Source organism: Caballeronia udeis (assembly GCF_001544555.2).
Taxonomy (GTDB): domain Bacteria; phylum Pseudomonadota; class Gammaproteobacteria; order Burkholderiales; family Burkholderiaceae; genus Caballeronia; species Caballeronia udeis.
Genome location: NZ_FCOK02000109.1, coordinates 1 through 25529 on the forward strand (window position 1 = coordinate 1; position 25529 = coordinate 25529).

26 protein-coding genes and 2 pseudogenes are annotated in these 25529 nt (G+C 58.0%); 17 read left to right on the forward strand and 11 right to left on the reverse strand.

Features of this window, described 5'->3' with window-relative positions:
* The 6 genes and pseudogenes from AWB69_RS49000 to AWB69_RS41480 form a co-directional block, all read left to right on the forward strand.
* Nucleotides 1–205 (forward strand): annotated as a pseudogene (locus tag AWB69_RS49000) (arsenate reductase); the annotation flags it as partial.
* A gap of 201 nt (nucleotides 206–406) precedes the next feature.
* Entirely contained in the window at nucleotides 407–805 is a 399-nt protein-coding gene (locus tag AWB69_RS41460; protein WP_062092571.1) for an MbcA/ParS/Xre antitoxin family protein, read from the forward strand.
* Nucleotides 802–1323 carry an RES family NAD+ phosphorylase gene (locus AWB69_RS41465; RefSeq protein WP_062092572.1) on the forward strand — a complete coding sequence of 174 codons (522 nt, stop codon included), beginning with the start codon at nucleotides 802–804 and terminating at the stop codon, nucleotides 1321–1323. The genes AWB69_RS41460 and AWB69_RS41465 overlap by 4 nt, the downstream gene beginning before the upstream one ends.
* 83 nt (nucleotides 1324–1406) lie before the next feature.
* On the forward strand, nucleotides 1407–1694 hold the full coding sequence (locus AWB69_RS41470; protein ID WP_062092573.1) for a hypothetical protein: 288 nt from the start codon (nucleotides 1407–1409) through the stop codon (nucleotides 1692–1694).
* Nucleotides 1695–2153: 459 nt separating this feature from the next.
* Nucleotides 2154–3524 (forward strand): hypothetical protein, encoded by a 1371-nt coding sequence (locus AWB69_RS41475; RefSeq protein ID WP_062092574.1) that lies wholly within the window; start codon nucleotides 2154–2156, stop codon nucleotides 3522–3524.
* Between the two features lie 466 nt (nucleotides 3525–3990).
* On the forward strand, nucleotides 3991–4401 hold the full coding sequence (locus AWB69_RS41480; protein ID WP_062092575.1) for a hypothetical protein: 411 nt from the start codon (nucleotides 3991–3993) through the stop codon (nucleotides 4399–4401).
* Nucleotides 4402–5008: 607 nt separating this feature from the next.
* Here the strand turns inward: AWB69_RS41480 and AWB69_RS41490 are convergent.
* A pseudogene (locus AWB69_RS41490) lies at nucleotides 5009–6174 on the reverse strand (porin).
* Complete coding sequence (locus AWB69_RS49005; protein WP_197500450.1) at nucleotides 6083–6436, reverse strand: hypothetical protein; 354 nt, start codon at nucleotides 6434–6436, stop codon at nucleotides 6083–6085. The pseudogene AWB69_RS41490 and the gene AWB69_RS49005 overlap by 92 nt, the downstream one beginning before the upstream one ends.
* A gap of 143 nt (nucleotides 6437–6579) precedes the next feature.
* Between AWB69_RS49005 and AWB69_RS41495 the strand changes: the two genes are divergently transcribed.
* Complete coding sequence (locus AWB69_RS41495; RefSeq protein ID WP_062092577.1) at nucleotides 6580–7680, forward strand: TIGR03118 family protein; 1101 nt, start codon at nucleotides 6580–6582, stop codon at nucleotides 7678–7680.
* Between the two features lie 1245 nt (nucleotides 7681–8925).
* Here AWB69_RS41495 and AWB69_RS41510 read toward each other — a convergent pair.
* The 3 genes from AWB69_RS41510 to AWB69_RS41520 all read right to left on the reverse strand — a co-directional run bounded on the left by AWB69_RS41510 (nucleotide 8926) and on the right by AWB69_RS41520 (nucleotide 10774).
* Nucleotides 8926–9657 carry an IS6 family transposase gene (locus AWB69_RS41510; protein WP_062092596.1) on the reverse strand — a complete coding sequence of 244 codons (732 nt, stop codon included), beginning with the start codon at nucleotides 9655–9657 and terminating at the stop codon, nucleotides 8926–8928.
* A 26-nt stretch (nucleotides 9658–9683) separates the two neighbouring features.
* Nucleotides 9684–10184: a metallophosphoesterase gene (locus AWB69_RS41515; protein ID WP_062092580.1), complete on the reverse strand. Its 501-nt coding sequence runs from the start codon at nucleotides 10182–10184 to the stop codon at nucleotides 9684–9686.
* A gap of 131 nt (nucleotides 10185–10315) precedes the next feature.
* Nucleotides 10316–10774 (reverse strand): hypothetical protein, encoded by a 459-nt coding sequence (locus AWB69_RS41520; RefSeq protein WP_062092581.1) that lies wholly within the window; start codon nucleotides 10772–10774, stop codon nucleotides 10316–10318.
* A 329-nt stretch (nucleotides 10775–11103) separates the two neighbouring features.
* Here AWB69_RS41520 and AWB69_RS41525 point away from each other — a divergent pair, with 329 nt between their 5' ends.
* From AWB69_RS41525 to AWB69_RS41540, 4 genes are all read left to right on the forward strand, one after another.
* On the forward strand, nucleotides 11104–11403 hold the full coding sequence (locus AWB69_RS41525) for a helix-turn-helix domain-containing protein (RefSeq protein WP_063978027.1): 300 nt from the start codon (nucleotides 11104–11106) through the stop codon (nucleotides 11401–11403).
* Nucleotides 11404–11978: 575 nt separating this feature from the next.
* Nucleotides 11979–12809 carry a DNA-binding protein gene (locus AWB69_RS50020; protein WP_062092582.1) on the forward strand — a complete coding sequence of 277 codons (831 nt, stop codon included), beginning with the start codon at nucleotides 11979–11981 and terminating at the stop codon, nucleotides 12807–12809.
* 4 nt (nucleotides 12810–12813) lie between these two features.
* Entirely contained in the window at nucleotides 12814–13041 is a 228-nt protein-coding gene (locus tag AWB69_RS50025; RefSeq protein WP_062092583.1) for a site-specific integrase, read from the forward strand.
* Between the two features lie 531 nt (nucleotides 13042–13572).
* Nucleotides 13573–14754: a D-arabinono-1,4-lactone oxidase gene (locus tag AWB69_RS41540; RefSeq protein ID WP_231937411.1), complete on the forward strand. Its 1182-nt coding sequence runs from the start codon at nucleotides 13573–13575 to the stop codon at nucleotides 14752–14754.
* 150 nt (nucleotides 14755–14904) lie between these two features.
* Here AWB69_RS41540 and AWB69_RS41545 read toward each other — a convergent pair whose 3' ends face one another.
* Nucleotides 14905–15108, reverse strand: a complete 204-nt coding sequence (locus tag AWB69_RS41545) for a cold-shock protein (protein ID WP_062092585.1) — start codon at nucleotides 15106–15108, stop codon at nucleotides 14905–14907.
* A gap of 163 nt (nucleotides 15109–15271) precedes the next feature.
* The gene (locus tag AWB69_RS48395; RefSeq protein ID WP_407923084.1) at nucleotides 15272–15394 is read right to left on the reverse strand and encodes a hypothetical protein; all 123 of its coding nucleotides are present in this window, start codon (nucleotides 15392–15394) and stop codon (nucleotides 15272–15274) included.
* A gap of 310 nt (nucleotides 15395–15704) precedes the next feature.
* On the opposite strand from AWB69_RS48395, the gene AWB69_RS41550 reads away from it, so the two are divergent.
* From AWB69_RS41550 to AWB69_RS41570, 4 genes are all read left to right on the forward strand, one after another.
* A complete protein-coding gene (locus AWB69_RS41550) occupies nucleotides 15705–16088 on the forward strand; it encodes a hypothetical protein (RefSeq protein ID WP_062092586.1) in 384 nt (127 codons plus the stop codon).
* Between the two features lie 660 nt (nucleotides 16089–16748).
* The gene (locus tag AWB69_RS41560; protein ID WP_062092588.1) at nucleotides 16749–17111 is read left to right on the forward strand and encodes a hypothetical protein; all 363 of its coding nucleotides are present in this window, start codon (nucleotides 16749–16751) and stop codon (nucleotides 17109–17111) included.
* A 67-nt stretch (nucleotides 17112–17178) separates the two neighbouring features.
* Complete coding sequence (locus AWB69_RS41565) at nucleotides 17179–19092, forward strand: AAA family ATPase (RefSeq protein WP_062092589.1); 1914 nt, start codon at nucleotides 17179–17181, stop codon at nucleotides 19090–19092.
* A 1074-nt stretch (nucleotides 19093–20166) separates the two neighbouring features.
* Nucleotides 20167–21273 carry a GGDEF domain-containing protein gene (locus tag AWB69_RS41570; protein WP_231937412.1) on the forward strand — a complete coding sequence of 369 codons (1107 nt, stop codon included), beginning with the start codon at nucleotides 20167–20169 and terminating at the stop codon, nucleotides 21271–21273.
* A gap of 1088 nt (nucleotides 21274–22361) precedes the next feature.
* Here AWB69_RS41570 and AWB69_RS50030 read toward each other — a convergent pair.
* The 4 genes from AWB69_RS50030 to AWB69_RS41590 all read right to left on the reverse strand — a co-directional run bounded on the left by AWB69_RS50030 (nucleotide 22362) and on the right by AWB69_RS41590 (nucleotide 23634).
* Nucleotides 22362–22556: a hypothetical protein gene (locus AWB69_RS50030; protein WP_062092591.1), complete on the reverse strand. Its 195-nt coding sequence runs from the start codon at nucleotides 22554–22556 to the stop codon at nucleotides 22362–22364.
* Between the two features lie 171 nt (nucleotides 22557–22727).
* The gene (locus AWB69_RS41580) at nucleotides 22728–22952 is read right to left on the reverse strand and encodes a hypothetical protein (protein WP_062092592.1); all 225 of its coding nucleotides are present in this window, start codon (nucleotides 22950–22952) and stop codon (nucleotides 22728–22730) included.
* Nucleotides 22953–22993: 41 nt separating this feature from the next.
* A complete protein-coding gene (locus AWB69_RS41585; protein WP_062092593.1) occupies nucleotides 22994–23263 on the reverse strand; it encodes a DUF1488 family protein in 270 nt (89 codons plus the stop codon).
* Nucleotides 23260–23634 carry a hypothetical protein gene (locus AWB69_RS41590; RefSeq protein WP_062092594.1) on the reverse strand — a complete coding sequence of 125 codons (375 nt, stop codon included), beginning with the start codon at nucleotides 23632–23634 and terminating at the stop codon, nucleotides 23260–23262. Before AWB69_RS41590 ends, AWB69_RS41585 begins: the two co-directional genes overlap by 4 nt.
* Before the next feature lie 425 nt (nucleotides 23635–24059).
* Here AWB69_RS41590 and AWB69_RS51010 point away from each other — a divergent pair, with 425 nt between their 5' ends.
* Entirely contained in the window at nucleotides 24060–24833 is a 774-nt protein-coding gene (locus tag AWB69_RS51010; protein ID WP_062092595.1) for an alpha/beta fold hydrolase, read from the forward strand.
* Nucleotides 24834–25217: 384 nt separating this feature from the next.
* The coding region (locus AWB69_RS50035) for a hypothetical protein (protein ID WP_231937413.1) at nucleotides 25218–25529 on the forward strand (312 nt) is incomplete at its 3' end.

Here is a 25529-nt window from a genome sequence, read left to right on the forward strand (position 1 = left end):
GTCGCGCAACACGCTGGCCATGATCCGCAAAGCGGGGATCGAGCCAGTGATCGTCGAATACCTGAAAACCCCGCCGAGCAGGAGCACTCTTAAGGATTTGATCGCCCGCGCCGGTCTCACGGTACGCGCTGCGCTGCGTGAAAAAGGCACGCCTTACGCCGATCTAGGCCTAGGTGATACATCAGTTGACAATGAGCAATTTATCACTTTTAAGTAACAAATTACCTTATAGAGTGATTGAACCTGGATCGCTTGAATTCGGGGTCAACCACGATGGCCGCGTCTGCCTTGGCGTTGCGAGTCTGTTTGCGTGAACGTCTGTGCGCTGAACTCCAGGCAAACACCACGAGGTGTTGTGCGATTAAGCTGCTATAATGGTGCAAATATTGTGCACCGAGGAGTTGAGATGGACACAACGATACCTCAAGCTGTCGGTCATCGCGCAAGCTTCGAGCAGTTCATGGAATCCCTTCGTGACTCGGACTCGCCGGCGTTGTCTGCACGTGCCTTTGGACAAGCGCTGAAAATTGATCTGCAAACACTAGCCCAGCAAGCCCACGTGCATCGGAACACGATCAGCCGGGCACCGAACTCTGAGAGCGTGCAACGGTTCTTGCGCGAGGCTATACGTGTCCTTCGAGCCGCGAGCGATGTTTCCGGCGACGTTGAGCGCGCGATGTTTTGGTATCGAAACGAACCTCTGCCCATATTTGGCTACAAAACTGCTGAACAACTTGTCTCCGACGGGCGGGCTGACGATGTGATCCGTTATGTGGTGTCGCTTGAGGCGGGTGCTGCCGGATGATTGTCACTCAGCTTGACCAGATCACCGCCTACCGCGTTCACACACCGAAGTGGGCTTCGTTGCCTTTAAGCGGCGCTGGCGCGGCCACCCACGGTGGCCGCGTTAATAGGCCCGGGATAGAAGCGCTTTATCTCGCACTCGATGTACAAACGGCCATCGATGAATACAAGCAGGTTTCGACACTTCTGCCACCGGGTACGTTCGTAACCTATCAGATCAGCGCCGCACCTATCGTTGATTTTCGTGCGGGGTTTAACGCGCGCGAATGGGATCCGCTCTGGGAAGATTTCTATTGCGATTGGCGCGCGTTGTGGTTTAACAATCGGATTGAACCGCCCAGTTGGGTGCTGGGTGATTTAGTGCTCAGTACTGGGGCTAAAGGTGTTCTTTTCAATTCACGCCTAGCCTCAACGGGCACCAACCTTGTGCTCTACCCGAGCGTGTTTAACGAGGCCGATACAATGTCGGTCTTTGATCCCGCCGGCGCGCTTCCGAAAAACCAAACGTCGTGGGAATAATCGTTCGTGATCTTGATCGCCGCAGTTGGCATTTCCTCAAAACGCCGGTGCGCGTCGTCGATCAATCAAGTTGAGAGGGCTCTGTGAACAAACTGTCCGATGAGTTGACCCGAGTTCTCGCGGAAGCCGGCGAAGGGCTCAAGGCACTACAGGAGGACGTCATCACGACCGGCTTCGATCCGGACGACCCGGTGAGCGTCGAAGCCGCCATTCAGCACGTGGAAGACACGATCGACGCGAAGGTTGCGCGTTTTTACGGCAACGCGTTGGTTAGGGAAGCGGCGAACCAGATCAAAGCCGAGTGTCGCGCGAATATCCTCCAACAGGTCGAGGCCGCGGGCACGAATCGCGGCGCGCGGACTCTGCATTAATCAATGGCGGCCGTTCCGAAATTAACGCGCGATGCAACACGCGCCACGACCAACTGATTGCCGAGAGAAAAGCCGCCGAGGAATTGGGCTCTTCCATAAATTTTGCGATTTCATTCGGGGAGATTTGCTTAGTCGCTAGACTTTCCGAATGCGTCCCTGAGGACTGAGTTCACAAGCTTGGAAGTCGCGTCTTCTCACGCTCAAGCTCCTTCCTGACCAACCTCACTTCGCGTTGTACGGCACATTCGGCACTTATGAGCAGTTCGCCCAAGCGTAGAGATCCTCGCCGTTCGAATCTTCGCTGAAGGTTATCGCTATATGGTGACATGCGTGGCCAGCTTCACCGCGCGCTGGACCGATGGGAAGATCGCACGCGGCCTCTCAACAACGGCGGCACCGCTTCGTGCTCGCCTATAATGCGCGAACTGATAGTGATTTCACGGCGGGGAGCCCCACTTTATGAGTCAAGCACACGGGCGATACTCGGGATCTCGAGACAAAGGCCAGCGTCAATCGCGCCAACCTGCAAAAGCGACATCCCACCGACAGAACAAGCCATACGTAAAAGCTCCACCTACTCGAGACCCGGCCCACACGGCGTCCATTTTCAAAACACGTTCGTTTAAGTTGCTGGTAGATGCAGTGGGCGCGGAGAACATCGCACTGGGACTCGACTCCAACTTAACGCGCGTAGCCGAATTGGTGAATGGCGAGAGATTCACACCTGAGACAGCCTTTCATATCGAAACGACGCTTGGGCTACCCGATGGTTTTTTCGATCAGCCCAATCCTGTCCTTACACCCGAGACCATTGGGCGCTTGAGGTCACCACTTGACTTCATTCATGCGAACGCCGAACCGGAAATTGCGTACGAGCAAGTATTGAAGCCGGCTTCTGTTATACAGGCCAATCAGCACTCTACCCTCACCGATCGCTTGCCCAGAGAATCAGAAATGCCAAAGAAAACAGATGGCGGGTCGCCAAGGACCGTCGCGAAGAGCAACGCTACGGCCGCGAAGCCTGCCACGGCAACTCCGACAAAATCGGCACCTCCAAAAGTCAAAGCGCCTTCAAAGTCGGGGGTTCACCAATCCTTGCCGCTGAACGACGTCGCAGCGTTGGAAAACATTCGTCGCGCTAACCTGCACGTGCTCACGTCCCCCAAAGGATCGAAGGTGCGGCTCGGCGCAGTGATGGAAATCAGCGACTCCAACATGGCCAATCGTTTCTATGGACAGAAACGTATGGACGATGCTGAAGCAAACCGGTTCACCGAACGTCTTGGTTTGCCGACTGGCTGGTTGGACGCTCCGCGTTCAGTAACGGACATCCCTGAGTCGGTGTCGGATTTGCTTGTTCCCCCGTCGCGTCGCCACGCATCCGATCAGCAAGAACTGCCGCCCGCGATTGAGCCAAAAGCGACAGCGGCGAAGAAGCCTGCGGGTACGAAGGCAAAAAATGCGGGTACTCGACTCGCCCTACCCCCTGATGCGAATGGCACAGGCGGTCCAACAGGCGTCGCGGCTGAGACGAATGTGGTCATGGGGCAACTAGACCAAGCGGCCCCGTCCGCTGCCGATCCCGTGACTCGGCAAACCGTTGATAACGATGTCTCGTTCCCCGCCGCCCGTCATCAGTTTGCGCCAGCCTCCGTAACTCAGGTCATCACGGAGCCGCACCGTCTCACTTCGGCAACCAGCTTGGACGATCTGCAAGGGATTGAACCGATAGCGGAGGCGCTGATAAAGACACTCGCTGGCAAAGCACGTACTGGTCGCCTAGACGAAATGAAAGCCTTGGAACTATTGCGACAAGCCGTATTGCTCTAGTCTGATTTGACTTCGCAATTGATATCACGGGTTGGTGCGCAACGGCTGAACAGCCTAGGAGAGCCAAACTTCCGTACAGCCGCATGTATATGGCAGACGAACCATGCGGTTTCCACATAAAGCATTTCCGCTTGTCAACCAGCCGTCGAAAAGACGAGCGTAGCGCTCGAGCGGTCTGGTACTTCGTCGACCCGCAACCAATACATCGAAGTTTGCCCGAGCGGCGAGTCTTCGGGCCGACGGACAACCGATTACGGCAGCGGCGAAGGTTGCATGACGACCCACAAGAGCCGATCCCGCCACTTTCGATTTCGTCCGCTTCAACACTAACAAGCGACACCCATTAGCCGGCCGGGGTCAAGGGTAAAACAGGTACGCCGCAAACAATTGCGTCAATTCACAGCGACCACAGCGCGCCACCTTCATTCGTGCGAATACTAACCGCGTCCGTTTTCTCACTCGTTGGTTGCGAACCGAATCGCACCAGACACCCGTCGGGATCAAGCGGTCGCCATACGCCGCGACTGAACAGATCGCTCGCGAGCGCGACGCTTTGAAAGCCGCGATGCGGCGGCCGTTGACGGACCAGTATCGGGACTTTCTGCAGGAACAGGCGCAACTCGGTAATGTGCGGGCACTGCGTGAGCTGAGAAGGATGCAGCTAATTCAGCCAACACAGCGAACGGGGGACGAACGCGAGAGTCCCGGCATCGCGTTCGGTGCGAGCCATAGGGTCAGCGCCGGCGAGCCGAACGAAATAATCTATAGCGGGCCGGTCATCACGCATCATGTGCAGGAAAACGGCAACGTCGACTACAAGCGCGATGGCGCGGCTCTGATGGTCGACGAAGGCCACACCGTGCGGATGTGGGTCTAGCTGACCGAGCCTCGGCGATCAGACGTTTCGCGCGTTCGAGGTATTCGCAGCCGGACCTTTCCAAAACGAAACCCCGGCACGCGCTCGCTGCATGGACGGTGAGCGTCGGCGCGGAGCATCTGGTGTCGTCGGCAGACGGGTTGACCGCATATCTCGATCCGTTCGTGGTTGATTCCGCCGGAATGCTGGTGCCCGGCAAGCGGGGGACATGTGTCCGCGCGCGCGGCGCGTCTAATGCGGCTATACGTAAGCGGGATGCGAACCAAAGCACTCACGCCACACGTCAATGGAACTGCCTCGATATGCGCAGCAATGTTGACACGGGGCAATGCCGCTGAAGCGAGCCGGGTCTCTGGAAGGTGGCGTAGTTCCTGCAGAATGGTTTGTAGGAAACACGAACCCAGCGCCGCGGTGCCGATCCTCGTGAAGGAGCATTTCGGACATCGCACACGCGTTGGTAGCCAGACTCGCGATCCGCGAACGCGAGGGCCGTACCTTGATGCAGCCCGCGACGAAGGCGCCGCCCACTCAACACGGGCTCGCCAGTTGGAACGCCGATCACATTCGATCGTTGCACCGCTTGCGCGGCTGACTTCTGCCCCGAAACCTAGAACTTATGCCGTATGCCCAGGCGCGCGACCGCTTGATGACGATTCGAGGAGGGCGACAAATCGGCGATGTTCGCGACCGCCGCGTGGCCGGTCGAATCGTCGCCGCTGACCGTCTGCCAGGCTGCTGACACGTAGACGTCCGTCCGCTTCGAAAGCGCGTGATTCAGTCCCGCCGAAATCTGGTTGTATTTCGCGCCTCCGATAGTTTGTGTAACTGTGTTGCTCTTGAGAAAATTGTAGGCGGCGCCCAGCGACCAATCAGGCGTGAACCGATATTGCACGCTGAGCTCGGCATCGTTGAAATCCGCGCTGCTCTCAGCAAGCGCCGCAATGTTCGAATACCGGATGTTCGAATACGTTGCGCCCATGACAACCTTCCCGAACACATAGGATCCTCCGGCCGCTATCACCTGGTAGGTTCTCGCTGTCGCATAACCGCTATAGATCGGACTCGCCGTCAGTCCGTTCGACATCGGCGTGTCGGTCGGATTGCTTCCAAACAAGGACGCCGCCGGATTGTCGACGTGCGAATACGCGAGCGCCAATCCCAGCGGCCCGTTGGTGAAATGTGCGCCGAACGAGTAAGCCTGATTGGTCGCAAGCGAGCCGGGTACGCCACCAAAACTGTAAAGCCCTTCGAGAGTCAGGCCGTCGTACGTGGGGCTTTGATACTTCACTGAGTTGTTCTGGCGGCGAGTGAAGTTGAAGTTGTCAAGATCGCCAGGGTGCGCTGCATGGTCCGAGCCGAGGTTTGAATCACCGAATTCGTATATCCCCACATAGTCGACAACAGGGTCGTATTGTCGCCCGAGTGTCACCGTGCCAACCCGCTCACTCGACAAACCCACGAAGGCCTGACGACCAAATTCATCGCCACCTTGCGCGAGCTTTCCGTTGTTCAGTTCAAACCCGTTCTCGAGCGTGAAAATAGCCTTCACACCACCGCCGAGATCTTCCGAGCCCTTTAAGCCCCACCGCGACCCATTGAGGCCGTTGTTGGCATCCAGCCTGACAGCCTGCCGCCGCCGTTGCTGCCTGCAACAGGCGCATTGCTGATGGCTTCGAAGCCTTCATCGATGATGCCATACAGGCTTACGCTGCTCTGCGCATGCGCGGCGGAAATGCACAACACGAGCGCGCTCGCGGCCACGGTTCTTTTCATAAAAAACTCGCAAAAATGCCGGTGCCTCCCGCGGCTGCCGCAGAGCGGCAAGCGGGTCCGACGATACGGCGTTGAGAGGGCGAATCGAATTAGGTAGACGAAACGGACGACGCGCAGAAATATTCCACGGGCGATCAACATTCAAGCAAGCCTCCGCCATCGACATGTCCTTGTCGGCGATCTTTCGATCGGCCTCGTTGAACTGTTGGGAAATATTTTGTGAGGATTGGGAATAAATCGCGGCGACAGTCGTTTTCAGCATGGAAATCGAACTATTTCCGCGCTGCGACGATTTTTTCCGGACGGCTCAGCGCTGCGGCTCACTCTCCTTCGGGCATAAAAACGGCGTCAACAGGATTGCACCGCCGGGGCCCGCGAATTCCTCGATCAAAGGAAAGCGTTCATATGAAACTCCATCAATGGACCGTTCGTACTGTCGCCGCGAGCTGTGTTGCTGTAACCCTCGCTGCGTGCGGTGGCCACGATCACCACGACGACAACCAGGGGATGACCCCGCAGTTCAGGTCGACCATCCTTGTATCGGACGGTAGCGTTGCGTCCGCGAACATCGACGCAAACCTGAAAAACGGCTGGGGCATCGCGTTCAACCCGACCGGGCCAGTGTGGGTGTCGGATAACGACACGAAGAAGTCAACGCTCTATGACGGCAACGGCGTGCCGCAGGCGCTCGTGGTCACGATCCCGCCTAACGCGGCGGGGCAGGCCGCCGGACCGACCGGCATCGTGTTCAACCCAAGCACGGATTTCCAGATCAGCGCCAACGGGGGCGCCACGTCCAACGCGCTCTTCATTTTCGCGACGGATGCCGGCACCATCGCCGCATGGTCTCCAAAGGTGCTGCAGACTCAAGCCGTCACGGCCCACGATGACGGCGCGGGGGGCGCAGTCTACAAGGGCCTCGCGATCGGCATGAGCGCCGGCGTAAACCTGCTCTATGCGGCCGACTTCCACAATAAGAAGATCGATGTGTTCGACAAGTCGTTCAACAAGATCCAGCTAGCTGGCAGCTTCATCGATCCGAACCTGCCCGCAGATCTGTCGCCGTTCGGCATCGCGGACATTGGGGGCACTGTCTACGTCGCCTTTGCCGTGCTCGGGCCGGACGGCCATACGCAGATGAACGGCGCGGGCAATGGTGTTGTCGATGCGTTCGACGCCGCCGGCAACTTCATCAAGCGTATCGCGACCGGCGGCGTCTTGAATTCGCCGTGGGGCGTGGCGCTTGCCCCGGCGAATTTTGGGGCGGCGAGCAATGAACTGCTGGTGGGCAATTTCGGCGATGGGACGATCAATGTGTTCGACCCGAACACAGGCGCGTCGATTGGCGCCCTCACGCAGACTGATGGAACGATCTTCAAGCAGACGGGACTCTGGGGAATTGCATTTGGCAACAACGTCGATAACCAGCCACTTAACACGCTGTTCTTCGCGGCCGGTCCGACCCCGACCAGTGGTGTATATGGCCGTTTAGATCTAATGCCGTGACTGGTCGCCGCGAGGACGAACACGAACTCCAAGGCGAGGCGACGGCGCAAATGTCGCGGTCCAGGCAGAAGCGTTAGCTTGATTTAGGGGCAAACGCCTCTCGACCCCGACGAAATCGCCGGACGGCACGCCGGCTGCACCGGGCAGCGAACCCGGAGACGGTCCTGTACAAAATCCCGAACCTGATCGATAAGCATCGGTTGTGACCTGCGCGGTTGCGTCGATGATGATTTTATTCAGCTAGTGTCGGAAGATCCAGTTCGTCCACAAAGGCGTCTACGATCCTTACCGGGTTATCCTGTCCGATGTAGTCATCCACACATTCTGGAAGTAGTGCGAACTGCTTGCGGTCATCGCCTTCAACGAATCGCTTCATGAGTCACCCAATCTCAGTGCGTTGATTCAGTTTAGGCGATCAATGTGTTTTCACACAGCCTCGGCCGCTATGCGCCGGCTCGGTAAGAGCTGGCCTCCAGCGCATCGCTGCACCTTTGCCAGATGTGCCCGACAAGTGGGTTCTGATAGTTCAGCGTCAGCTCATTCGTGAACAGCGCAAGCACATCCGATTGACGTACTGCATGCACACCAGTCACGTGCTCGCGAGACAGCTTCAACGCCATTTGTCCAAGCATCAGACGGTCAAGCCAACCCGCCGATATCATGTTCCTCGCCAACCAGATGCGTGCCGATTCGACGACGTGATCGACGCGCCATGTTTTCGTCAAAGCGTGCGATGCGAGCGCACTGGTCACTAAATAGCAAAGTGGATGGGTTCGCGCCGCTGGGCTAATCGAATGTTGGGGGCGTGGCATGTTTGTTGACTCAGACTCCGGCAAAGGTGACGCGATAAGGTAGACGCATGTTATCTGCACTCGCATTCACAATCCACGACGACGTGCGCAACAATGAAAACCAAGAACTGAATTTATCGTCGCATCCCCCGACATTGGCCGTTCAGCGAGCTTCGTACAAGAAGGCCGCGCTGTTGTTCGCTCGGCAGATGGAGAGGACCGGCAAGGCCATGAGCGGGAGCTTACAGCAGCACCCGATCCGGCGATGAGCTGCCGGAGTCGACCCTGAACCGCCCTTCAGATTTTCGGAAAGCGGCCGTTGAGCAGAGACAGCTCGTTCATATGGATGCCACGCAAGCCACACCCTTATAAAAGTCACCTGCCAGGGCGTAAAAGGGCTTTGTCAAGTTGGCGGGCGTAGACTACCTATGAAGCTAAAGAGTAGTAATCCTATTCAGATACCTTTCTCGACTGCGCCAGTAACAGTCCAATCATGCCATGTGACCAAGCGTTCTTTGAGCACGGCACGATGACATGCCGCGCTCATCTGATGTCTGGGCAACGCGAAGTGCTGCCGGATTGGTCCAAAGCATGAAAGAAACGCCTGCGTGCGACGCGCATTGCGAAAGCCGCACATCTGGCGTTCGCGCCTGCGGGTCGGCTGGTGGCTGTTCTCGGCACGATTGTTCACGCGTGCAGCCGCTTTGACGAAAACGTGCTTCACATGAGCGAGCTCGGGAGTTTCAGCCTTCGCCGCTGGATAGCTGCGCAGCTGGTCGGTAACGATTTTGCGCGGTACCGGGTTTGAGCGCAGCACTCTCCGGAAGAAGCGCTTTGCCGCGGCCTTGTCGCGCCGCTTTTGCACCAGCACGTCAAGTTCGGCACCATGCTCGTCGACCGCTCGCCACAACAGATACGGCTCGCCGCGCAGCGTCACGAACATCTCGTCCAGATGCCATGTGCTGCCCGGCTTGGGCCGCGCCGCTTTGGCGCACCGGGCGAATCCAGCGCCGAACTTGTCGCACCAGCAACGGATTGTTTCGTACGTGACCACGACACCACGCTCGAGCAACAACTCCTCGATGTCGCGCAGGCTCAGGCTGAACCGGAAATACCAGCGAACCGCGCAGCTGATGACGACGGCAGAGAAGCGGTGACCGTGATAAAGCGATTTCGTTTTCTTCATCATTTCATTCTACCGCCGACTCCCCATCAACCTGACAGAGCCGTCACGAGCTGTTCCTGGAGCCAGGCGAAAGATTTTTCGTGCTCGGCCAACGCATGCTCCGGCATGAACCATTCGCCCTCCTCTGCCCGGATCACGGTGTGATCGTGCATGAAGCGACGCGCCATCTGCATGCTGCGCTCGCGCGTGCCGTAGAGCGCATAGTCGGTCCACAGACAACAGCCGAGGAAACGCACGTCGCCAATGATCACTTCATCACGATCGAGAAAGCGAACCTGCGTGCCGGCCGCCCGAGCCCGGATATCCCGAGTCAACTCCCCGTACACGGATCCATAGGCCTCATGGTTGCCGTGCACATAAATCACGGGTACGGGCCAGTCGGCGAAAACATCGACCGCGTCAGTCCCGGCGGCAATGTCACCAGCCAGCACCAGCACATCGGCGTTGGCCACCTCGAGCGCGCGGTAGTCGGGGAAGCGTCGCCGTAGCGATTCAAAGTGGAGGTCTGACGCGATCTGGATGCGCATAGTGGTTGCCTAACGTCGTCGACAAGGGGAGCGCACACGGGTGACCGCGCGATGACCGCACACCGGTGCACGGCGTATCGCGAGGCCCGACACGATGGCGATTGGTGAGTGACCGGTGGGTGACCGCTTGGCTACTGGCGGGTGCGCCGAGCGCCAGTGCGCTTGGCCAAGCTCAACACGTTGACCAGCTCCGGCGGGGTGTCTGAACGCATCCACATGCGCGAACAGGGCTTCGGTTCACCGCCGCCGGTGGCGTACCAGAACGACGGCACGGCGCCCTCGGGCATCTGTTCTCGCCAGAGGCCCGTGACCTGCCCAAGCTGGATCTCTCCAACGTCAGTGGCGCGGTCGAGCACGTAGACGGTAAAGGCGCCTGCTTCCAGTTGTGAAGCCGCGTCAAGCAACGCCTCCGGACCACCGACCAGCCATCCGTCCGGCAAGTGGTCGCCCGCACGCATGGTGCGCGACGCGACGATCAGGAAGTTCAGCATCTCGTCGGTCCATCCCACGCAGCGCCATGCCTGATAGGGCTTGGCGAGCGCTCGCTTGACCGGATGGGACTCCGCCCAGCTCGTATCTGTCATTAACATCCACTATTCCTTAAGGTAATTCCAGTCTCGCCGCCAAGTGCCTTCTTCTCTGCCCAACGCCTGCGCAGGCGTGACGCGCACGGCGTGACCGGGCCGCTACTCCAGCAAAACGCACGACCAATAACAACGCACCTTTGGCGTGTGGGGGCGAGCGGTTGTGCTGATTTTTGTGACGATCGTCGCGGTTCATACGCGGCCAATGCAAAACGGCCGGAAACCCAAGCCCGGCGCACCCTGTCGCGTCGAAGCCGGCATCAAATTCCCAGTGTACTGGGAAGACAAATTATACCGATAAAACCACAGTGCTCCCATTTCACTGGGAGCGGAATTTGGAAGCGGTCGAAGCCTTCGGAACTGTATTGCGTGAGCGCCGCCTGCAGGCGGGCCTGACGCAGGAACAGCTCGCCTTCGAGGCCGACATCCGCCGTAACTACGTCAGCATGCTGGAGCTGGGTCAGAACCAGCCGACCTTGAGTATGATGTTCACCCTCGCCACGGCGCTCGGCTGCGCGCCGAGCGATCTGCTGCTCGAGGTCGAGCAGCGGCTAGCGGCCGCGCGCCGGGCGCGTAAGAGGAAGGCGAAGCCGGCAAAGCCGCAGGCGGTGCCGACCAAGCGCACCGCAAAGTAAGGCCGCTATCGTCGCATCCCGTCTTCGGCGACTGCGCACTTGGCAGGCCAAACACTGCGCTTGCCTCCCGACCCGTCGTGCCAATCTGCATCGCCCCGCTCGGCACCTACCAGCGCTCAATCGCCCACCCATTAGTAGCGTAGTGCGCCTGAGCACCCGATAGTCGTTCGCCGCAGTGACACGATGCCGCCAGCCGCAGACACCGTTCGCCTCAGGTCGCTCAAAATTGCGCGGGCTGCCGCGTTGGCGTCACCGGATGGTTGCCAGCGCCGCTCTCCCATCTCATCCCTCGGCCTGACGCCGCACGGGCCACCCTAGGCCTACCTACAACGGCTGAAGTAAGCGCCCGGGCGGGCCCGACGCCCATCGCTGGGCGGCTAGCCGCAACGCCGCGGTTTGCCGCGATAAGGGGGTTTATCGTGGCCAGCCTTTTCTTTCCCGGCCAAAAAACGGTTGTCTGGCGTTAGACCTGTGCGTGTTCTAGACTGGAATTTCCCGCCCGCGGGACGCGGGACGCGTGCCCGTTGCACGCTTGCACTGGGCCGCACTCCGCCTGCGGCGCGCTGGAGATCTCCATGCTCCACCTCACCGCCGTCTCCGCCGAGCAGATCCGCACCACGGTGCTGGCGATGCTGGCGATGCTGGCCGAGGCGGAGCTGGATGCCGAGCACGCGCCGCCCACCCCTGAGCGGTTCCGCAAGGTGATATCAGTACGCAAACTGCGCGCACGCCTGGGTGCCGGCGACCCGGCGATGCTCTCGCGCGCGCTGAACGCGATTGAAACCGAGGTCGTGCGCGCCGGTCTCGCACAAGTCGTGATTCCCGGGCTGCCCGACACGATCGCCGAACAGATGCGCACGCTCTGGCACGCGGCGGTGAGCGTCCAGCTCGACGAGGTGGTCAAACTGAAGGCCGACGCAACCGATGCGGCGGAGGCATCGAATGCAGCGCGCCGCGACGCAGATCTGCGCACGGAGATGCTGCGTATCGAGCTCGCCGAGCTGCGCGCGCAACTGAGCGCACGCGACACCGAACTGGCCGATCGGCGTGCGGATTGCCGCAGCCTCAGCGAGCGGCCCGAGACGCTCAGGGCTTCGGCAACAGACTTGCAGGCGGAACTGAACACGGTCACTTCAACGCTCGCCCAGACCAGACAGATGCATGCAGACGAATTCGCCGCGGTGCACGTTCGCTATGAAGGTCTGTCCCGGCAACTACTGCAGGAAACCGAACACCAGCGCGAGGCCTGGCGCAGCGAGCGCGACCGGCTCTCGCGCGGACTGCCACGGGCCCCCGCTCCGTTCGAACGGCTGCCGGTCATACAGCGGGGCGCTCGGTCACAGTGGCCTTTACGACGAAGTCAAGGCAGTCTTTCGTGCGGCGGAAACCCTCGTCGCACCCGCTGACGGCGTGACGCTGGCGGTGCTGCGTGCGGCATCGACGCACTGGCTCAGACACGGCTACGCGCGCACGCTGGTCGTTGATAATGCGGCGCCGCTGCCGGTCGCGCAGCAGTTGCTCGGGCACGCCTGGGTGCAGACGACGGCGCTGTATGCGAAGACCGATCTGGCGCAGACGCGTACGTTTGTGGAGGGGAGTTTTGCGACGCGCACCCAAGGTAAGAGTCAAATGGCGTAGCCTAACGTAAGCGAAATTTGACAGATCGGCAGTCGCTTGCTTGTCGGCCGTATCTGCCGTCCAGCTACTCGCTAAAATTGTCGATAGCGAACAGGCGCTCATGAGAAAAGCAAATGCTCGTACCTGAACAACTGATCTAGGCAGAAGATGCGTTCCCGCCCGAGTCCGCACATGGTTTCGCGAACGCGGCGAAAGCACTGGGCATCGTCGCCTATACGCCTGAGATCGGAGAATGTTGCCGTCACAGCGAGTCCTCGTTCTGGCTCGTCGGGAAAAGAACTACAGATGGAATCGATGCTTTGTGCTCCACAAGGAACGCCACGATACTGAGAACGCGGCATCGAGACCATGATTTGGCTCATCGGATTCTAGGAATCGTAACCATGACTGAAATGAACACGGTGGTCGACTAGTCGCATCGAGCACACGCTGCAAAGCAGCAGCTCTTTTTGGGGAGAACTGGGAATGGAAATTCCACGTGGGGGACATTGGCGCAACTGGGTCGGAAACCAGTCGTTCGTTGCGAGGCACATGGCCGCGCCCAGCTCGGAAGAGGAACTCGCGGCGCTGATGAAAGAAGCAACGGGTCAGGGGCTGAGCGTACGATGCGCCGGGTCGGGACACTCATTCACGCCCATCGTGGCGACAAGTGGAATGCTGCTGTCGCTCAAGGATTACCAGGGTGTTCTGCACGTCGACCGGGGGGCGAACCGGGTGACCGTCGCCGCCGGCACGCAAATCAACGCGCTTACTCAGCACCTGAAGCAAGCCGGATTCTCGCTGAGTAACCAAGGCGATATCGACTCGCAAGCGATCGCGGGAGCGTTGGCGACCGGTACTCACGGAACGGGGACAACGCTCGGCAATCTCTCGTCCCAAGTGGTTGGCATGCGCATCGTTCGTCCTGATGGCAGCATTCTCGAGGTGAGTGACAGAACCGATGCTGACTTGTTGCACGCGACGCAGGTAAATCTTGGTCTATTCGGCGTAGTGTCACAAATCACACTGCAGGTCATGGACTCCTACAACTTGCACGAGCGCATCTGGCGGGAGGATTTCGATGCGTGCATGGAAATGCACGATGAGTTGGCAGCCAGGCATCGGCATTTCAGTTTTTTCTGGTGCCCGAAGTCCGAGAGTCGGCATCTCTACTGTCTTCCGGACACATCTCAGGCGTCAAATTCCGCGAAAGACTATGACGTTTGCGAAGTCAAAGTTATGGATATAACGTCCGAAACGCAGCCGTCTGAGTCACCCTTCGAAAAAATCGCCTACAGCTCCGAAGTCTACCCCATCGAGTATGTGCCCAATTTCCACGAACTCGAATATGCGGTGCCGGCCTCATACGGGAAGCAGGCACTTCGTGAAATCCGGGAGCTTATGCTTACAAAGCACACGGACTGCATCTTCCCAGTCGAGTATCGCTTCACTGCCGCTGACCCCGCCTGGATAAGTCCCTTCTACGAACAGGACAGCGTCACTATCTCCTGCTCTGGCGGCCCGAACGGCGTCGACTACTGGCCGTTCCTTCGCGATGTCGACGACATACTCCGACGCTACGGCTCGCGGCCGCACTGGGGGAAATTGCATTTCACGAACCGAGACGATGTCGACCGGCTGTTTCCAAAGGCTGCTGCATTCCAGGAGCTACGGCGAAGCGTTGACCCTGAAGGGTTTTTCCTGAATGACCATCTCAGGACACTGTTTAGCTGAGCGGCTCTTAGTCAATCCAATCCTGACCATTGGTTCAAATGATATCGGCGCGCACACAGTTGTGCGCTGTTGGTTCGATGACAGGTGTCAAACAACGAATGGCCCGCATCTGCGGGCCATTCTTCATGCAATCAAGGGTGCTACAACGCGTTACAGCGGTGTGATTTTCGAGGCTTGCTTACCCTTCGCGCCTTGCGTTACTTCAAACGATACCTTCTGATTTTCCTGCAGCGATTTAAAGCCGCTGCCTTGAATCTCAGAAAAATGCGCGAACAAGTCTTCGCCGCCGGCATCCGGCGTGATGAATCCAAATCCCTTCGCATCGTTAAACCACTTCACAGTCCCTGTTGCCATTCTCGGAATCCTTTGAATCGGGTTAGTCGTAAAGGCGCGCGAGCCAACTAGACTTCTGCGCCGGCATCACGGGTCCACCACGTTGCCCAGACTTTCACACATTGCGTCCTCCCATTCTAGCCATCGACGAAATCAATCGCTGCGCGTGCGACAACCGGCAGAACTAGATGCTCCCGCCGTATCTCAGCCGCTCCGGTGTGAATGCGCCAACCCCTATGCCAAGGCGACGTGCGTTTGCATCTTCCGAGTACACGGGCTCCTTGCTGGTCGTAAGTGTGATAATCATTCGACCTCCTCCGGAACGCATCCTCCAGCCGATTCAGCGGTCACCCCTAAGTCCAGACCTAGCGCCGGTCGTCGCGGTGTCGCCGATCAGCGCTGTGTGAGAACGGCACGACAACATCACTACCTCTAACAGATAGCCAACGTATGGACGTTCACGACCATTTGAAGCAAAGGCACCCTGACTTGCATCCTCGGAACTCCATGTGACTCTGGATTGTCCTCGCGCAGCAGCATGCGCAGGGAAGGCTGTCGGATGGTAACTCTAAGTTCTGTCCGGCTGATGAACAACCATAACCAGATGGAGTGACTCGATGTGCAACAAAGATTCTAAGGAACCCATTCCAGCAGAGATCGCGGTTGCGTCGGTCGGTACCGTCGCCGAATCCGAGCACACAACTTCACGTCGTTTCGCTCGTTCCGATCCGACGGAAGACGGTGTTGGACCGATGAGCATCGTGACGCCAGGGCATAGGCTCCCCGCAGCGGACCAACTTGCAGAGGTCGCCGCATTGACCATGCTGGATACAACAGATGCCGTGATACCAGGCGTCGACTGCACGCCCAGCGAAAACAAAGGAATCACGACCGGTCGCCGTGAACAGGCGTTCTTCGGCGCAGGTGCCGATCTTTCGCCGATGCCTCAGGACCTGCAGGCTTTGCGGGAAGAACAGCGCCGCGGCATCCCGCCACGTTAGCTCGTACGCCGGCAGGTTCGGACGTCGCCTCCATAACGCATCCATAAGCGGCCTGATTCCATTCCCAAAAGCTATTTTGCTCTAGTGACCCAACTGATACAAGGATACCCCTATGGGCAACCCCCAAAAGACCCTCTGGCACATCTTCATTGAGGAATGCAAATTATGCCTCGTCGATATATGCACGCCTCTCATCGCCGTCGCACGGTGGCTACGGCGCCATATCCGCAAGTGAAACGTAAAAAATACGAGCACGGAGATCACAAATGAAAACCACACGCTTTACTGCAGCCAATGCTTGCGAGGTTATCAAGGTCGTGACCGACTCGGGCGTCACGGGCTACATCGACGCAAGCATCCCGCCCGAAGCGATTGCAACCTGGTACCGACGCCTGAGCTTCGACCTCAGGCGACCCATTGCACACTCGCGACGCTTGCTGCGGCAGAACCAGCGTCGCACAACGCGGCCGATGCGCGAACGTACACGCCGTCGGCGCCCAGGGCCGAGTCTGTGGCTCCCCAAACGAGGTCGCCCGCTCATCGTACTTCGCTAGTCCGCATCAACTTGCTGCCCCACGGGGCCATGGGAACCTGGATTTCTTCACGCACGACGGGCCGTCGCGCGGGAACAGATCTAGTTCACTATCTAAGGAGTTCCAGATGTACAACGATCAACAGCAAACTTCACTGTTTTCCTTCATCCACTCGGACCACGCGGGCATTCCCCGTCCCGTCAGGGCGCTCTGCAACATCGTCGCCATACTCACGTTCTTCACCCCGGCTTTTTTGGCCTGTACTTCGTGCCTCGGAATCCTGCTGGGGCTCGCTGGCCTGCGAGAGGTCTACCCGGCGCTAGCGCAAGGTATTGCCCTCGGGGTAATCGACATGATCAAGGGCGGCGCAATCGGGTTCACGGCCCTTCTTCTCACCGTGGCCTTCTACGAACGCGAGCAGTTCGCTCAGTTCATCCGCGACGAGCTGTATCAAATGATCGAGGACGAGATCATGCCCCGGTATCGCTAGGCGTGCCGCGTGTATCAACGCCCCCATCGCTTTGCCATTGCCCCCTTGCCTGCTCGGAGAAGCAACCATGAAGGATGTCATTGTATCCACAGCCCGCCTGCTCCCTCCGATCCTGACCGGCACCCTCGCGGGTGCCGGTTTCAGGTCGGCTCTTCACCTCCATGACCGGGACTGGCTGCTCGCAATGCTGATCTGCGCCGGCCTGGCGCTCGTACTGCACCACTTCGTCCGCGCCGCACGCTGGCTGATGATGACCGGGACCGTTGCCATGCTGGTGCTTGCGATCGGTCAGTATTCTGTGCCGGGTGCCGGTCTGCTCAGCGCCGGAATCGTACTGTGGCTCGCATTGCGTGCCGGGAATGGGTACAGCAAGACCAGACAACCCACCCAGCAACCCGTACAACAGCCCGTCCCGCGCTCAGGGACGCCACACGCACCCGGTCAAGCGACGCCCCAGCGGGCGTATTCCCTGGACGAGCGTGTACTGCGCGCCCGGTTCGCCTTTAACGCCATCACGGGCATGGCTGACACAAAGAACCGGCTGCTCAATGCGGCGCGCGACATCCTCGCCAACCCCGCACAAGCTAGAAATGGCATCCTGCTCTCCGGCGAACCCGGAAACGGTAAAACGATGTTTGCTGAAGCACTCGCCGGCGAGCTGCGGATCCCGTTCTTCTCAATCTCCTACCAAGATATTGCCTCGAAGTGGGTCAATGAAACGCCTGAGCGCGTGAAGGCAGTTTTCGCGCAGGCCACACGGTTGGGCCAGGCTGTTTTTCTGATTGATGAGGTGGACGGTTTTATCAAGTCACGCACCGGTTCTCATCACATGGATCGCGATCTGACCAACACCATGCTCACCGAGATCGTTCGCCTGCGCGGCACCCGGGTTATCCTGGTCGCCGCCACCAACGATCTCGACTGGCTTGACGGGGCCGCTGTGCGCGAGGGTCGCTTCGACTTCAAGGTCGAGGTGCCACCGCCAGACGCGCCGGCACGTGAAGCGCTACTTTCCCGTACCGTCTTCCAGGCGCTCGGACCCAACGCCCTCAGCGTACCGACGCTCAAAAGTCTCGCGGCTCGCTGGGAGGGGTTCAGTGCGGCGCGTCTGATGGCCTTTGGACCTCAGCTCGCCGACATGCGGCAAGGGGGCGCATTCAGTGGGGTCGTTTCGTTCGATATTGCCATGCAGGCCATGCGTCTCATCCAGGGATCGAAGGGGCACCTGCCGGAGAAGGTCAAGACGATTGAGGAAATCATCATGCCGGACGCATCTCGTCAAGATCTGCGCGATCTTGCGTTCAAACTTCAGCACGTTTTCAACCTCGAAAAGCTGGGTGGAGACCTGCCACGGGGCCTGCTCTTTTACGGGCCACCAGGTACAGGCAAGACGCAAGCCGCTATGTCTCTCGCGGCAGCCAGCGGTTACGCATTTCTGAAAACGACAGGAGCGGAACTGCTCTCCAATCCATTATCATGGGACAAGTTTATTCGGAATGCAAAGAATCTTAGACCGGTTATCGTATTCATCGACGAGGCAGATGACGTGCTTTGCGACCGACGTATGTCAGCTGTGAGCGCTGTGACTAACAAGATCCTCACCACCATCGACGGCGTTGATGGCCGCGTGCGGGACGTGCTGTACATCGCCGCGACGAATCACCCAGACTCACTCGACAGCGCCGCGATTCGAGGCGGCAGGTTCGAGCAAAAAATTCGCTTCGATGTTCCAAGCGATGAAGCGCTCGTGACGTATGTACGCACGAAACTCCGGTTGCTCGCAGGCTGCGCATTTGGGGTCTCGCGCCATACAACGGAATACCTCGTGTCGGAACTTTTGGGACGCTCGATAGCTGACGCAGACTCTGTGCTACAACGTGTGATAGATAGTGCGGTGCTCAGACATTTGCGTGAAGGTACCAAGACTATCACGATGGTCGATATGCGTTCTGCGTTGCGCAGTACGCTCAATGATAATTAACCATGTCTGGGTATTCACTTGCTCGTCCGGGCCTAATCCAAAGTACGAACTACTTCCGGACGAGCAGTCACTCGAATCACGGCAATTGATGCTGGGGTTAGTGGTGGATGGACAGTCAATGCGCCGGACAGCGGCGTCGACAATCAGCACAATGACCCGAGCGATTAGCGATCTGCTCAGTGCTTGCCGATACCACGACGTGATCGGAGAATGCGCGTTGCTTCGTCTTACATCACGCATGGCTCGCCGGACAATGACTCGGAATATCGTCGAGGTTCCTGTTGCGCCTGGCTAGCAGGGCGCCGGAATGCGCGGTGCGAAGCCCGAGCCGCACTCGTCACATCGCGGTCGGACTGGTTTGAATTATTAATCGTCGCCGGTGCTCTATCGACAACTCACCAATGCTTTCCAGCTCGCATCAAACTGGAATGCCAGCACGTTGCGTGGTTGATGGACGCAGCCCGAAGACCGTGCCCGTGGCCGCGATAAAACAATCTCGTGTTTCTCTTCGCACGATTGCATGCGACAGTGCCGTCGCGATCATTGCCGGTCAACCGCACGAACTAAGGTGCGACCACTCTTGTGTCACATATGGAAGGCGACTACGGTCAGTATCGGTGGCGTTCGAGCTTACCAATACCCAAGCTGATCGCCCCGAGGATCACAGTATTGATCGTGGTGCCGTGTGGTTTCGCGCCGCAAGACCTTGTGCACATTGTCAACCTGCCTCTTTAAGTCGAATGCGCGCATACCCGATTTACGGGAACGTGACTGATGCAGTTGAGCCACACAGACTCAAACAATAAGCGCGAAATTGTTTTGCCGCCTCTGCGACTTGCCACGTCAGGCTGGAACTCGTTGATTGATGGATACTGGAACGCTGGCAGCGCGCGGCCGACTTGCAACGAACGCTTGCCATCGCAGAATTAAATCAACCGCTGTCCGCTCAATCTTTACTGGATGCCCAACCGCAGGCGCCCGCGCTCTGTAGAAGTTGGCCACATCGGGATTCCGTACTGCTGCGCACAGTGCATCCGCGCAGTCTCGTGTCGCAATAGAGAAGAGCAAGGATCTATGAGAATCTCGAAGATAAGATCAAGGATGTTCGGCGCTCATCAAACGAGCGAGCGCGTGCATGGACCGTTTCAATTTGGCCGCTGCTCGTATCGCGAGTTGGAGAGGGAACAGGTAACTCGACGCGTGACGCTGGGCATCGTTGTCCTCGTCATCTGGCCGATGTGCGCAGGGACGGTTCGACCGGAGCAAACCATTGATGCATTTCTCGTGGGTCTGCTCTACGTAGTTTATGGCGCCGCGAGCTTGCTGGCCGTTGACCTGGTAAGCCGGCCGTTGCGTGCTCGACTCGCCGTTACCACTCTCCTAGACCAGGCACTGGTCATATGGTTACTTGCCGCCGCACCGCTTACCCTCCCAATGATGTGGGCGGTGTTTTGGCTTCTGATCGACTCGGGATGCCGTTTCGGCAAATCGATGCTGACACTATCCTGCGCATCCGCGGTCAGCGGCATACTCGCTCTGGCTTTGCTGAGTCCTTGGTGGATCGAGAATCGGCCGGTGGCATTAGGTCTTGCGCTCAGCGTAATGGCGACTTGGTTTTACTTACGTTTGCTGGGCGAGCGCCTAAACCGTGTCATCGAACAACTTATTCACCAGGCCGGCACGGATCCCCTTACGGGCCTATGTAATCGCTTCGCGTTGTACGAAAGGCTCGAACAAGCCATTTTGGCAGCATCGACTTCTCCGACATCTGCGCTCATGTTGATCGACCTCGACGGCTTTAAAGAGGTCAACGATAGCTATGGTCATGCTGTGGGTGACGTGCTGCTTCAGACATTCGCGGCCCTGCTCGAATCACGAATGCGCAGGGTCGATACTGTCGCCCGACTGGGCGGCGATGAATTCGTTGTGCTCGCTCTCGATATACAAGACAAAAACGCCGTACTCGCGATTGCTGACGCCGTTCATTCGGCGCTCACCGATATGACATCGATACAGGGCCAAACGGTGAAGGTGTCGGCAAGTATCGGTGCCTGCATGGTATCCGCCCTCACGGACATTGCGGCGCTGTTGGGCGATGCGGACCGCGCCATGTACCGGGCGAAAACGCTAGGCGCAGGATGCACGGTTTTCAGCGATGAGAACCCTTTCGAAAAAAGGTAGGTTTCTCTCACTACCACACCATCGATCAATCATGGCAATCTAGGGAAACGCTTGCGCGATGGCCCGGTGCTTGCCCCCGTAATGTCGCGGTAACCTGGTACTACAAGACCAAGCGTAAGGAGTGCCTCTGCTTGGTCAGGCAATCCGTTGCTCGGAGTCGTCACAGGTTAAAATCCATCCGCGACACATGGAATGTTTGTCGCTGATCTTCCGCGTCAAGCGAAGAGTTCCTTGTTTTCCACCATCCCGCCGAATTTCGCGAGGGCGGTGTAGGAAGGCAAAGTTGGTGAATCACGCGGACATTTTCGATATCACTGGGGTGTGGCAGAGCTCAGTTTTATGAGACTGCTGTTTTCGTCTCCCCCACATCAGCCGATGCTCTTTTCTGGGTTAACACGCGCGCTACTCGGGGACGGTACTATGCTGCCTTTCTTGCCGTTCTTTTAACTGCATCCAAACCCGGGAGGTAGTGCAATTGATTTCTGTTCACCCGCCTTTTAGGGCTTTGATGCGATGGACATCCCTTCCATGTTGGAATGCGTCTATGCCGAAGGGAGGGAGTCGCCAATCAAATCAGAGCCATTTCGATGGCGATAACCGCCGGTATTGCGTGGGTAACTACGTTTGATTCAACCGACGCGATCTTAGGCTGCCGACTTCGTGACCGGCCCGCGGTGAGTTCGAGTTCGCAGATCTGAGCAGGCTAGACAGTTAGTTGCATTTATCGCAGATTGACCCACTACTTAATTGCCAAGGCACACCGCCTGACGTTGCCGCACGCATGGCCACGTAAACTTTTAAACGCGCGCCTTCGCAATCAAGGCGGTGCATTTCACGTTTCTCTCCCGAGGTTTAGCGCATCTCGAGCAATCCATCCATGAACTGGAGCGCCGCGTGGTTTTGCACTAGTTTTTCGAAACCGCAGACGACGCCCGCTTCCATTTCCTGGATGCCCTTTCCCCACGTAAATTAGATTTGCCCGTCGCATTGAATCGGTGATTGGAATAGCCGCTCACCTCATCAATTTTTTCGGGGCTGTCCGACTCGGTATAAAGGACAGTCGAGGTGACGCAGCATCGTAGAAAAGGTTACGCCGACTTGGGTACGAACGAGACAGGCTTCGACTTGATGATTAAAAACGAGCCGACGAGATGTCGCCGATCCTTCTTCCCAGGCGGGGCCGCAAACATCCAAACCTTGCGAGGAAGCCGCTTCTTCAGTTTTTCAAGCGCAGCTCCATCAAACTCGGGGGTACCGATGCGTCCCTCCTTCATATCGAGCACGAAGTCTCTCCAGCGATAGAAAATATCTACGTCTCCTCTAGCTGCTAATCAATACGACACGGGGTCTCCCACAGAGAAATTCGAGAAAGAATTTTCCAAGCCATTCTAACGTCCGCGACAGCACTCGATTCGCACATGTGCCTCGGCAAACAACGGATGTCTTTTGCGCCCTCACCTATCGCCGTTGTCGATGACGACAGCCAAGGCCAAGCGAGCGTCTTCGAGCTCCTGGACGGCGGCCGTAAGACGTGCAAGCTCCAGCGCGGAAGCCTGTCGCTCCCCCACAGCATTGAAATGAGCTTGAATGGCCGCAGACGCGCCTTGCACTTCGCGGGCCGCCTCAGCCACTCTTGCCAGCGCCGCTGCCTCGCGAGGATTCGAATTCTCAGCTTTCATGTTCGCATTGTGGATTGCATGGCCGCGCGTCACCGTCTCGCCTACCGCTGAAAGTCAACCGCTTCAAGGTGGATAGAAGTGGCTGCGAGTCGACGCGCCTTGCGTTCGGCGACAGCAACGATCCGCTGGCGTCCGTCATTGAAAATCTTGAGCACACGTGCATCGTCCGCATCGGGCTGAAGCCAAAAGTAGTGTTGCAGCGACTCGCGCGAAACCGTGCATTTCACGACGCGCCCCGCAGCGACGAGTTCGAAAGCGACCGCGAGTCCGCCGCCTACGATAGTGGGCTCAACGGAATTGGTTGCATTCATTGCCATCCCCATGCGAACCGATGATCCTCTAACGCATGGCGGCATACCTGAAGCATCCGCTGAACGGCCGTACTGGCCGGGTTCAACTTCATGTCGCTCGTGAAGAGACCCTGAACGTCAGCTCGTTTTAACGCAATGCCTACGCCGCGCAGATCGCGCCGTGCAATTTGCAACGCTAACTGCCCAAGACGAACTCGGTCAAGCCACGGCAGGCTCAGCCAGTTGCGCGAAGGCCACGACCGGCAGGAGATCACGATAAGGTCCACTCGCCAATCACTGGTCAACGCGTAGATCGCGGCTGCGGTCGCGACGAGATAGCACAGCAGCTCACCGCGGGCGTTGGGCAAGAGGCTCATTTCACGAATTTTCATCCATCCACTTTTACAATAAAACACCGGGAGACACTAGCCAAAATCTAGCGTTTATTCGGCTGGGAGCGATCCCAATGCGTTGCATCGCAGTGGCTTTTTTATAGACTGCGCTGCTCAACAACATCCCTCGACGATTCGTCGGATCAGAAGTGCCGCGGATAGTGCGAAGCCCGTTCTTCGGCGCTACCGCCGCCGGAACAACAGCGGGCAAAGCTATTCATATGGGTGCCGGCTTGTCGAATCAAAAGTAGCAAATGACTGTTTCAATGACGCGACCCGACACCTCAAGTGCTGATTGCCCGCGCAGCAACCGCAGCGCTTCAAAAAAATGTTCGGCGTATTATTCGAAAATCGCGGAACCGCCAGAAGGCGCATCACCAAAATGCAGCTCCGCTCCCATCGAATCACAAAACAGACGTTGATAAATGACGCAGGTTTTAGCCACGTTCCATCTCAGTCATGGACCCAAAAATCGACCGACCCTCGTCTTCTTGCCGGGTGCCCTCGTCCCGCCAAATGCCATCGCGCCGGTCACAAGAATCGTTAACCTACGCGCGATTGGCGTGGGCTGGCTCGAGGGTGCCGGGCCGCACGACCTCCACTCGGTTGCAGCGCGCGTAGCCGTTCTACTGAGAGAGCTCGGGCCAACCGTGTTGATAGGCCATTCGGTAGGTACACCGATCGCGGCACTCGCCGCTGCGATTGATTTACGCTCAGCAAAAAGCAACGTAGTTGGTCTCGTGCTGAGCAATAGCGGAGCAAACACAAAGGGACATGGCGATGTCGAATCAGTCATCGAGCGAGTTCTTCGGACATGGGGGCCGCCGCTGTGGAAAGCTATGACCGAACGCTCGCTTGGAAGCGTCTGCCCCGCCGAGCTTGTGGATTCGTTTATGACGTATCCACGCCGCATTACTGCCGAGGCGACGGCCGAGAGCTTGCGCAGTTTGCAACAGACTGATCTCACAAGCATGCTCGGCGAGCTATCATCCCTGCCGACCTCGGTGGTCCATGGAATTCGTGACCCGGCTCGCACCTTGTACCATGCACAAAGCCTTAACAACGGCATTCCGGGCTCGAGGCTTGTAGTGCTTGAAACTGGCCATACGTCATGCGTCGAAGCGCCCGACGAGTTCGCCAAAGTAATACACGCCGTCGTTGAGCAAGGCCTAAGAGCCGGCACCGGAAGCACAGGTTAGCAACTGGCCTTTCGGAATCAGAAAATGTGTGCGCAAGGCACTACAGATCCAGATCAATGAGCGCCCTCCCCTCGTGCCGTCTTGCACTGGCCCAGCTTCGCAGACCATCTAATCGTTTTGTATGCACAACACACGCAGGCGGCGGCTGTACAGGCTCGCCTTCGAGCGCAAAGCAGAATATGTTTAACTGAACATCAGAAATCGGGGGCTGATCGATGCCATCCTGCCAAGCATTGGAGACACCATCTCGTGTAGAGCTTTCAGCGACATTCGTTTGTAAGCCAACTCGGCAACCCAAGCACGATCCCGAACGGCGGCCCATTCTGATCGTTTACGGGCGAGTGCCGCAAGGAGGACGCGTGAGCGTGAAGGAATGGCTGCAATGTGATTGGCGCGGTGCGCTGCCCGGAAGACTATCCATGGCGAGTTGGAGCAATCACACACGAAGTCCTCGAACGCTTCATTGTCGAGGTGCGGAGGGTCTATTTCGAGCGGGGATCTTTGCGCGTTAGCTCCGATCGAATCGATTTACTTATCGCCGCCAAAGCCGAAATCGAGAGATTCTTGGAAGTGATTGTGCGACACCCTGCTACGAGTGCCCTCTTCGCCGATGCACGTAATTCCATTTCTAATTCAATAGTGAATCAATCATCCACGGCCACGCGACGATGGAATGAACCCGTTGGTGATCCAGTT

Bases quoted from the DNA above. Each gene is read 5' to 3' on its own strand.
- AWB69_RS41460 (WP_062092571.1), top strand. From the start codon at position 407: ATGGACACAACGATACCTCAAGCTGTCGGTCATCGCGCAAGCTTCGAG.
- AWB69_RS41465 (WP_062092572.1), top strand. From the start codon at position 802: ATGATTGTCACTCAGCTTGACCAGATCACCGCCTACCGCGTTCACACA.
- AWB69_RS41475 (WP_062092574.1), top strand. From the start codon at position 2,154: ATGAGTCAAGCACACGGGCGATACTCGGGATCTCGAGACAAAGGCCAG.
- AWB69_RS49005 (WP_197500450.1), bottom strand. From the start codon at position 6,436: ATGCTGAAAACGACTGTCGCCGCGATTTATTCCCAATCCTCACAAAAT.
- AWB69_RS41495 (WP_062092577.1), top strand. From the start codon at position 6,580: ATGAAACTCCATCAATGGACCGTTCGTACTGTCGCCGCGAGCTGTGTT.
- AWB69_RS41510 (WP_062092596.1), bottom strand. From the start codon at position 9,657: ATGAAGAAAACGAAATCGCTTTATCACGGTCACCGCTTCTCTGCCGTC.
- AWB69_RS41515 (WP_062092580.1), bottom strand. From the start codon at position 10,184: ATGCGCATCCAGATCGCGTCAGACCTCCACTTTGAATCGCTACGGCGA.
- AWB69_RS41520 (WP_062092581.1), bottom strand. From the start codon at position 10,774: ATGTTAATGACAGATACGAGCTGGGCGGAGTCCCATCCGGTCAAGCGA.
- AWB69_RS50020 (WP_062092582.1), top strand. From the start codon at position 11,979: ATGCTCCACCTCACCGCCGTCTCCGCCGAGCAGATCCGCACCACGGTG.
- AWB69_RS41540 (WP_231937411.1), top strand. From the start codon at position 13,573: ATGGCCGCGCCCAGCTCGGAAGAGGAACTCGCGGCGCTGATGAAAGAA.
- AWB69_RS41545 (WP_062092585.1), bottom strand. From the start codon at position 15,108: ATGGCAACAGGGACTGTGAAGTGGTTTAACGATGCGAAGGGATTTGGA.
- AWB69_RS48395 (WP_407923084.1), bottom strand. From the start codon at position 15,394: ATGATTATCACACTTACGACCAGCAAGGAGCCCGTGTACTCGGAAGAT.
- AWB69_RS41550 (WP_062092586.1), top strand. From the start codon at position 15,705: ATGTGCAACAAAGATTCTAAGGAACCCATTCCAGCAGAGATCGCGGTT.
- AWB69_RS41560 (WP_062092588.1), top strand. From the start codon at position 16,749: ATGTACAACGATCAACAGCAAACTTCACTGTTTTCCTTCATCCACTCG.
- AWB69_RS41565 (WP_062092589.1), top strand. From the start codon at position 17,179: ATGAAGGATGTCATTGTATCCACAGCCCGCCTGCTCCCTCCGATCCTG.
- AWB69_RS41570 (WP_231937412.1), top strand. From the start codon at position 20,167: ATGAGAATCTCGAAGATAAGATCAAGGATGTTCGGCGCTCATCAAACG.
- AWB69_RS41580 (WP_062092592.1), bottom strand. From the start codon at position 22,952: ATGAAAGCTGAGAATTCGAATCCTCGCGAGGCAGCGGCGCTGGCAAGA.
- AWB69_RS41585 (WP_062092593.1), bottom strand. From the start codon at position 23,263: ATGAATGCAACCAATTCCGTTGAGCCCACTATCGTAGGCGGCGGACTC.
- AWB69_RS41590 (WP_062092594.1), bottom strand. From the start codon at position 23,634: ATGAAAATTCGTGAAATGAGCCTCTTGCCCAACGCCCGCGGTGAGCTG.
- AWB69_RS51010 (WP_062092595.1), top strand. From the start codon at position 24,060: ATGACGCAGGTTTTAGCCACGTTCCATCTCAGTCATGGACCCAAAAAT.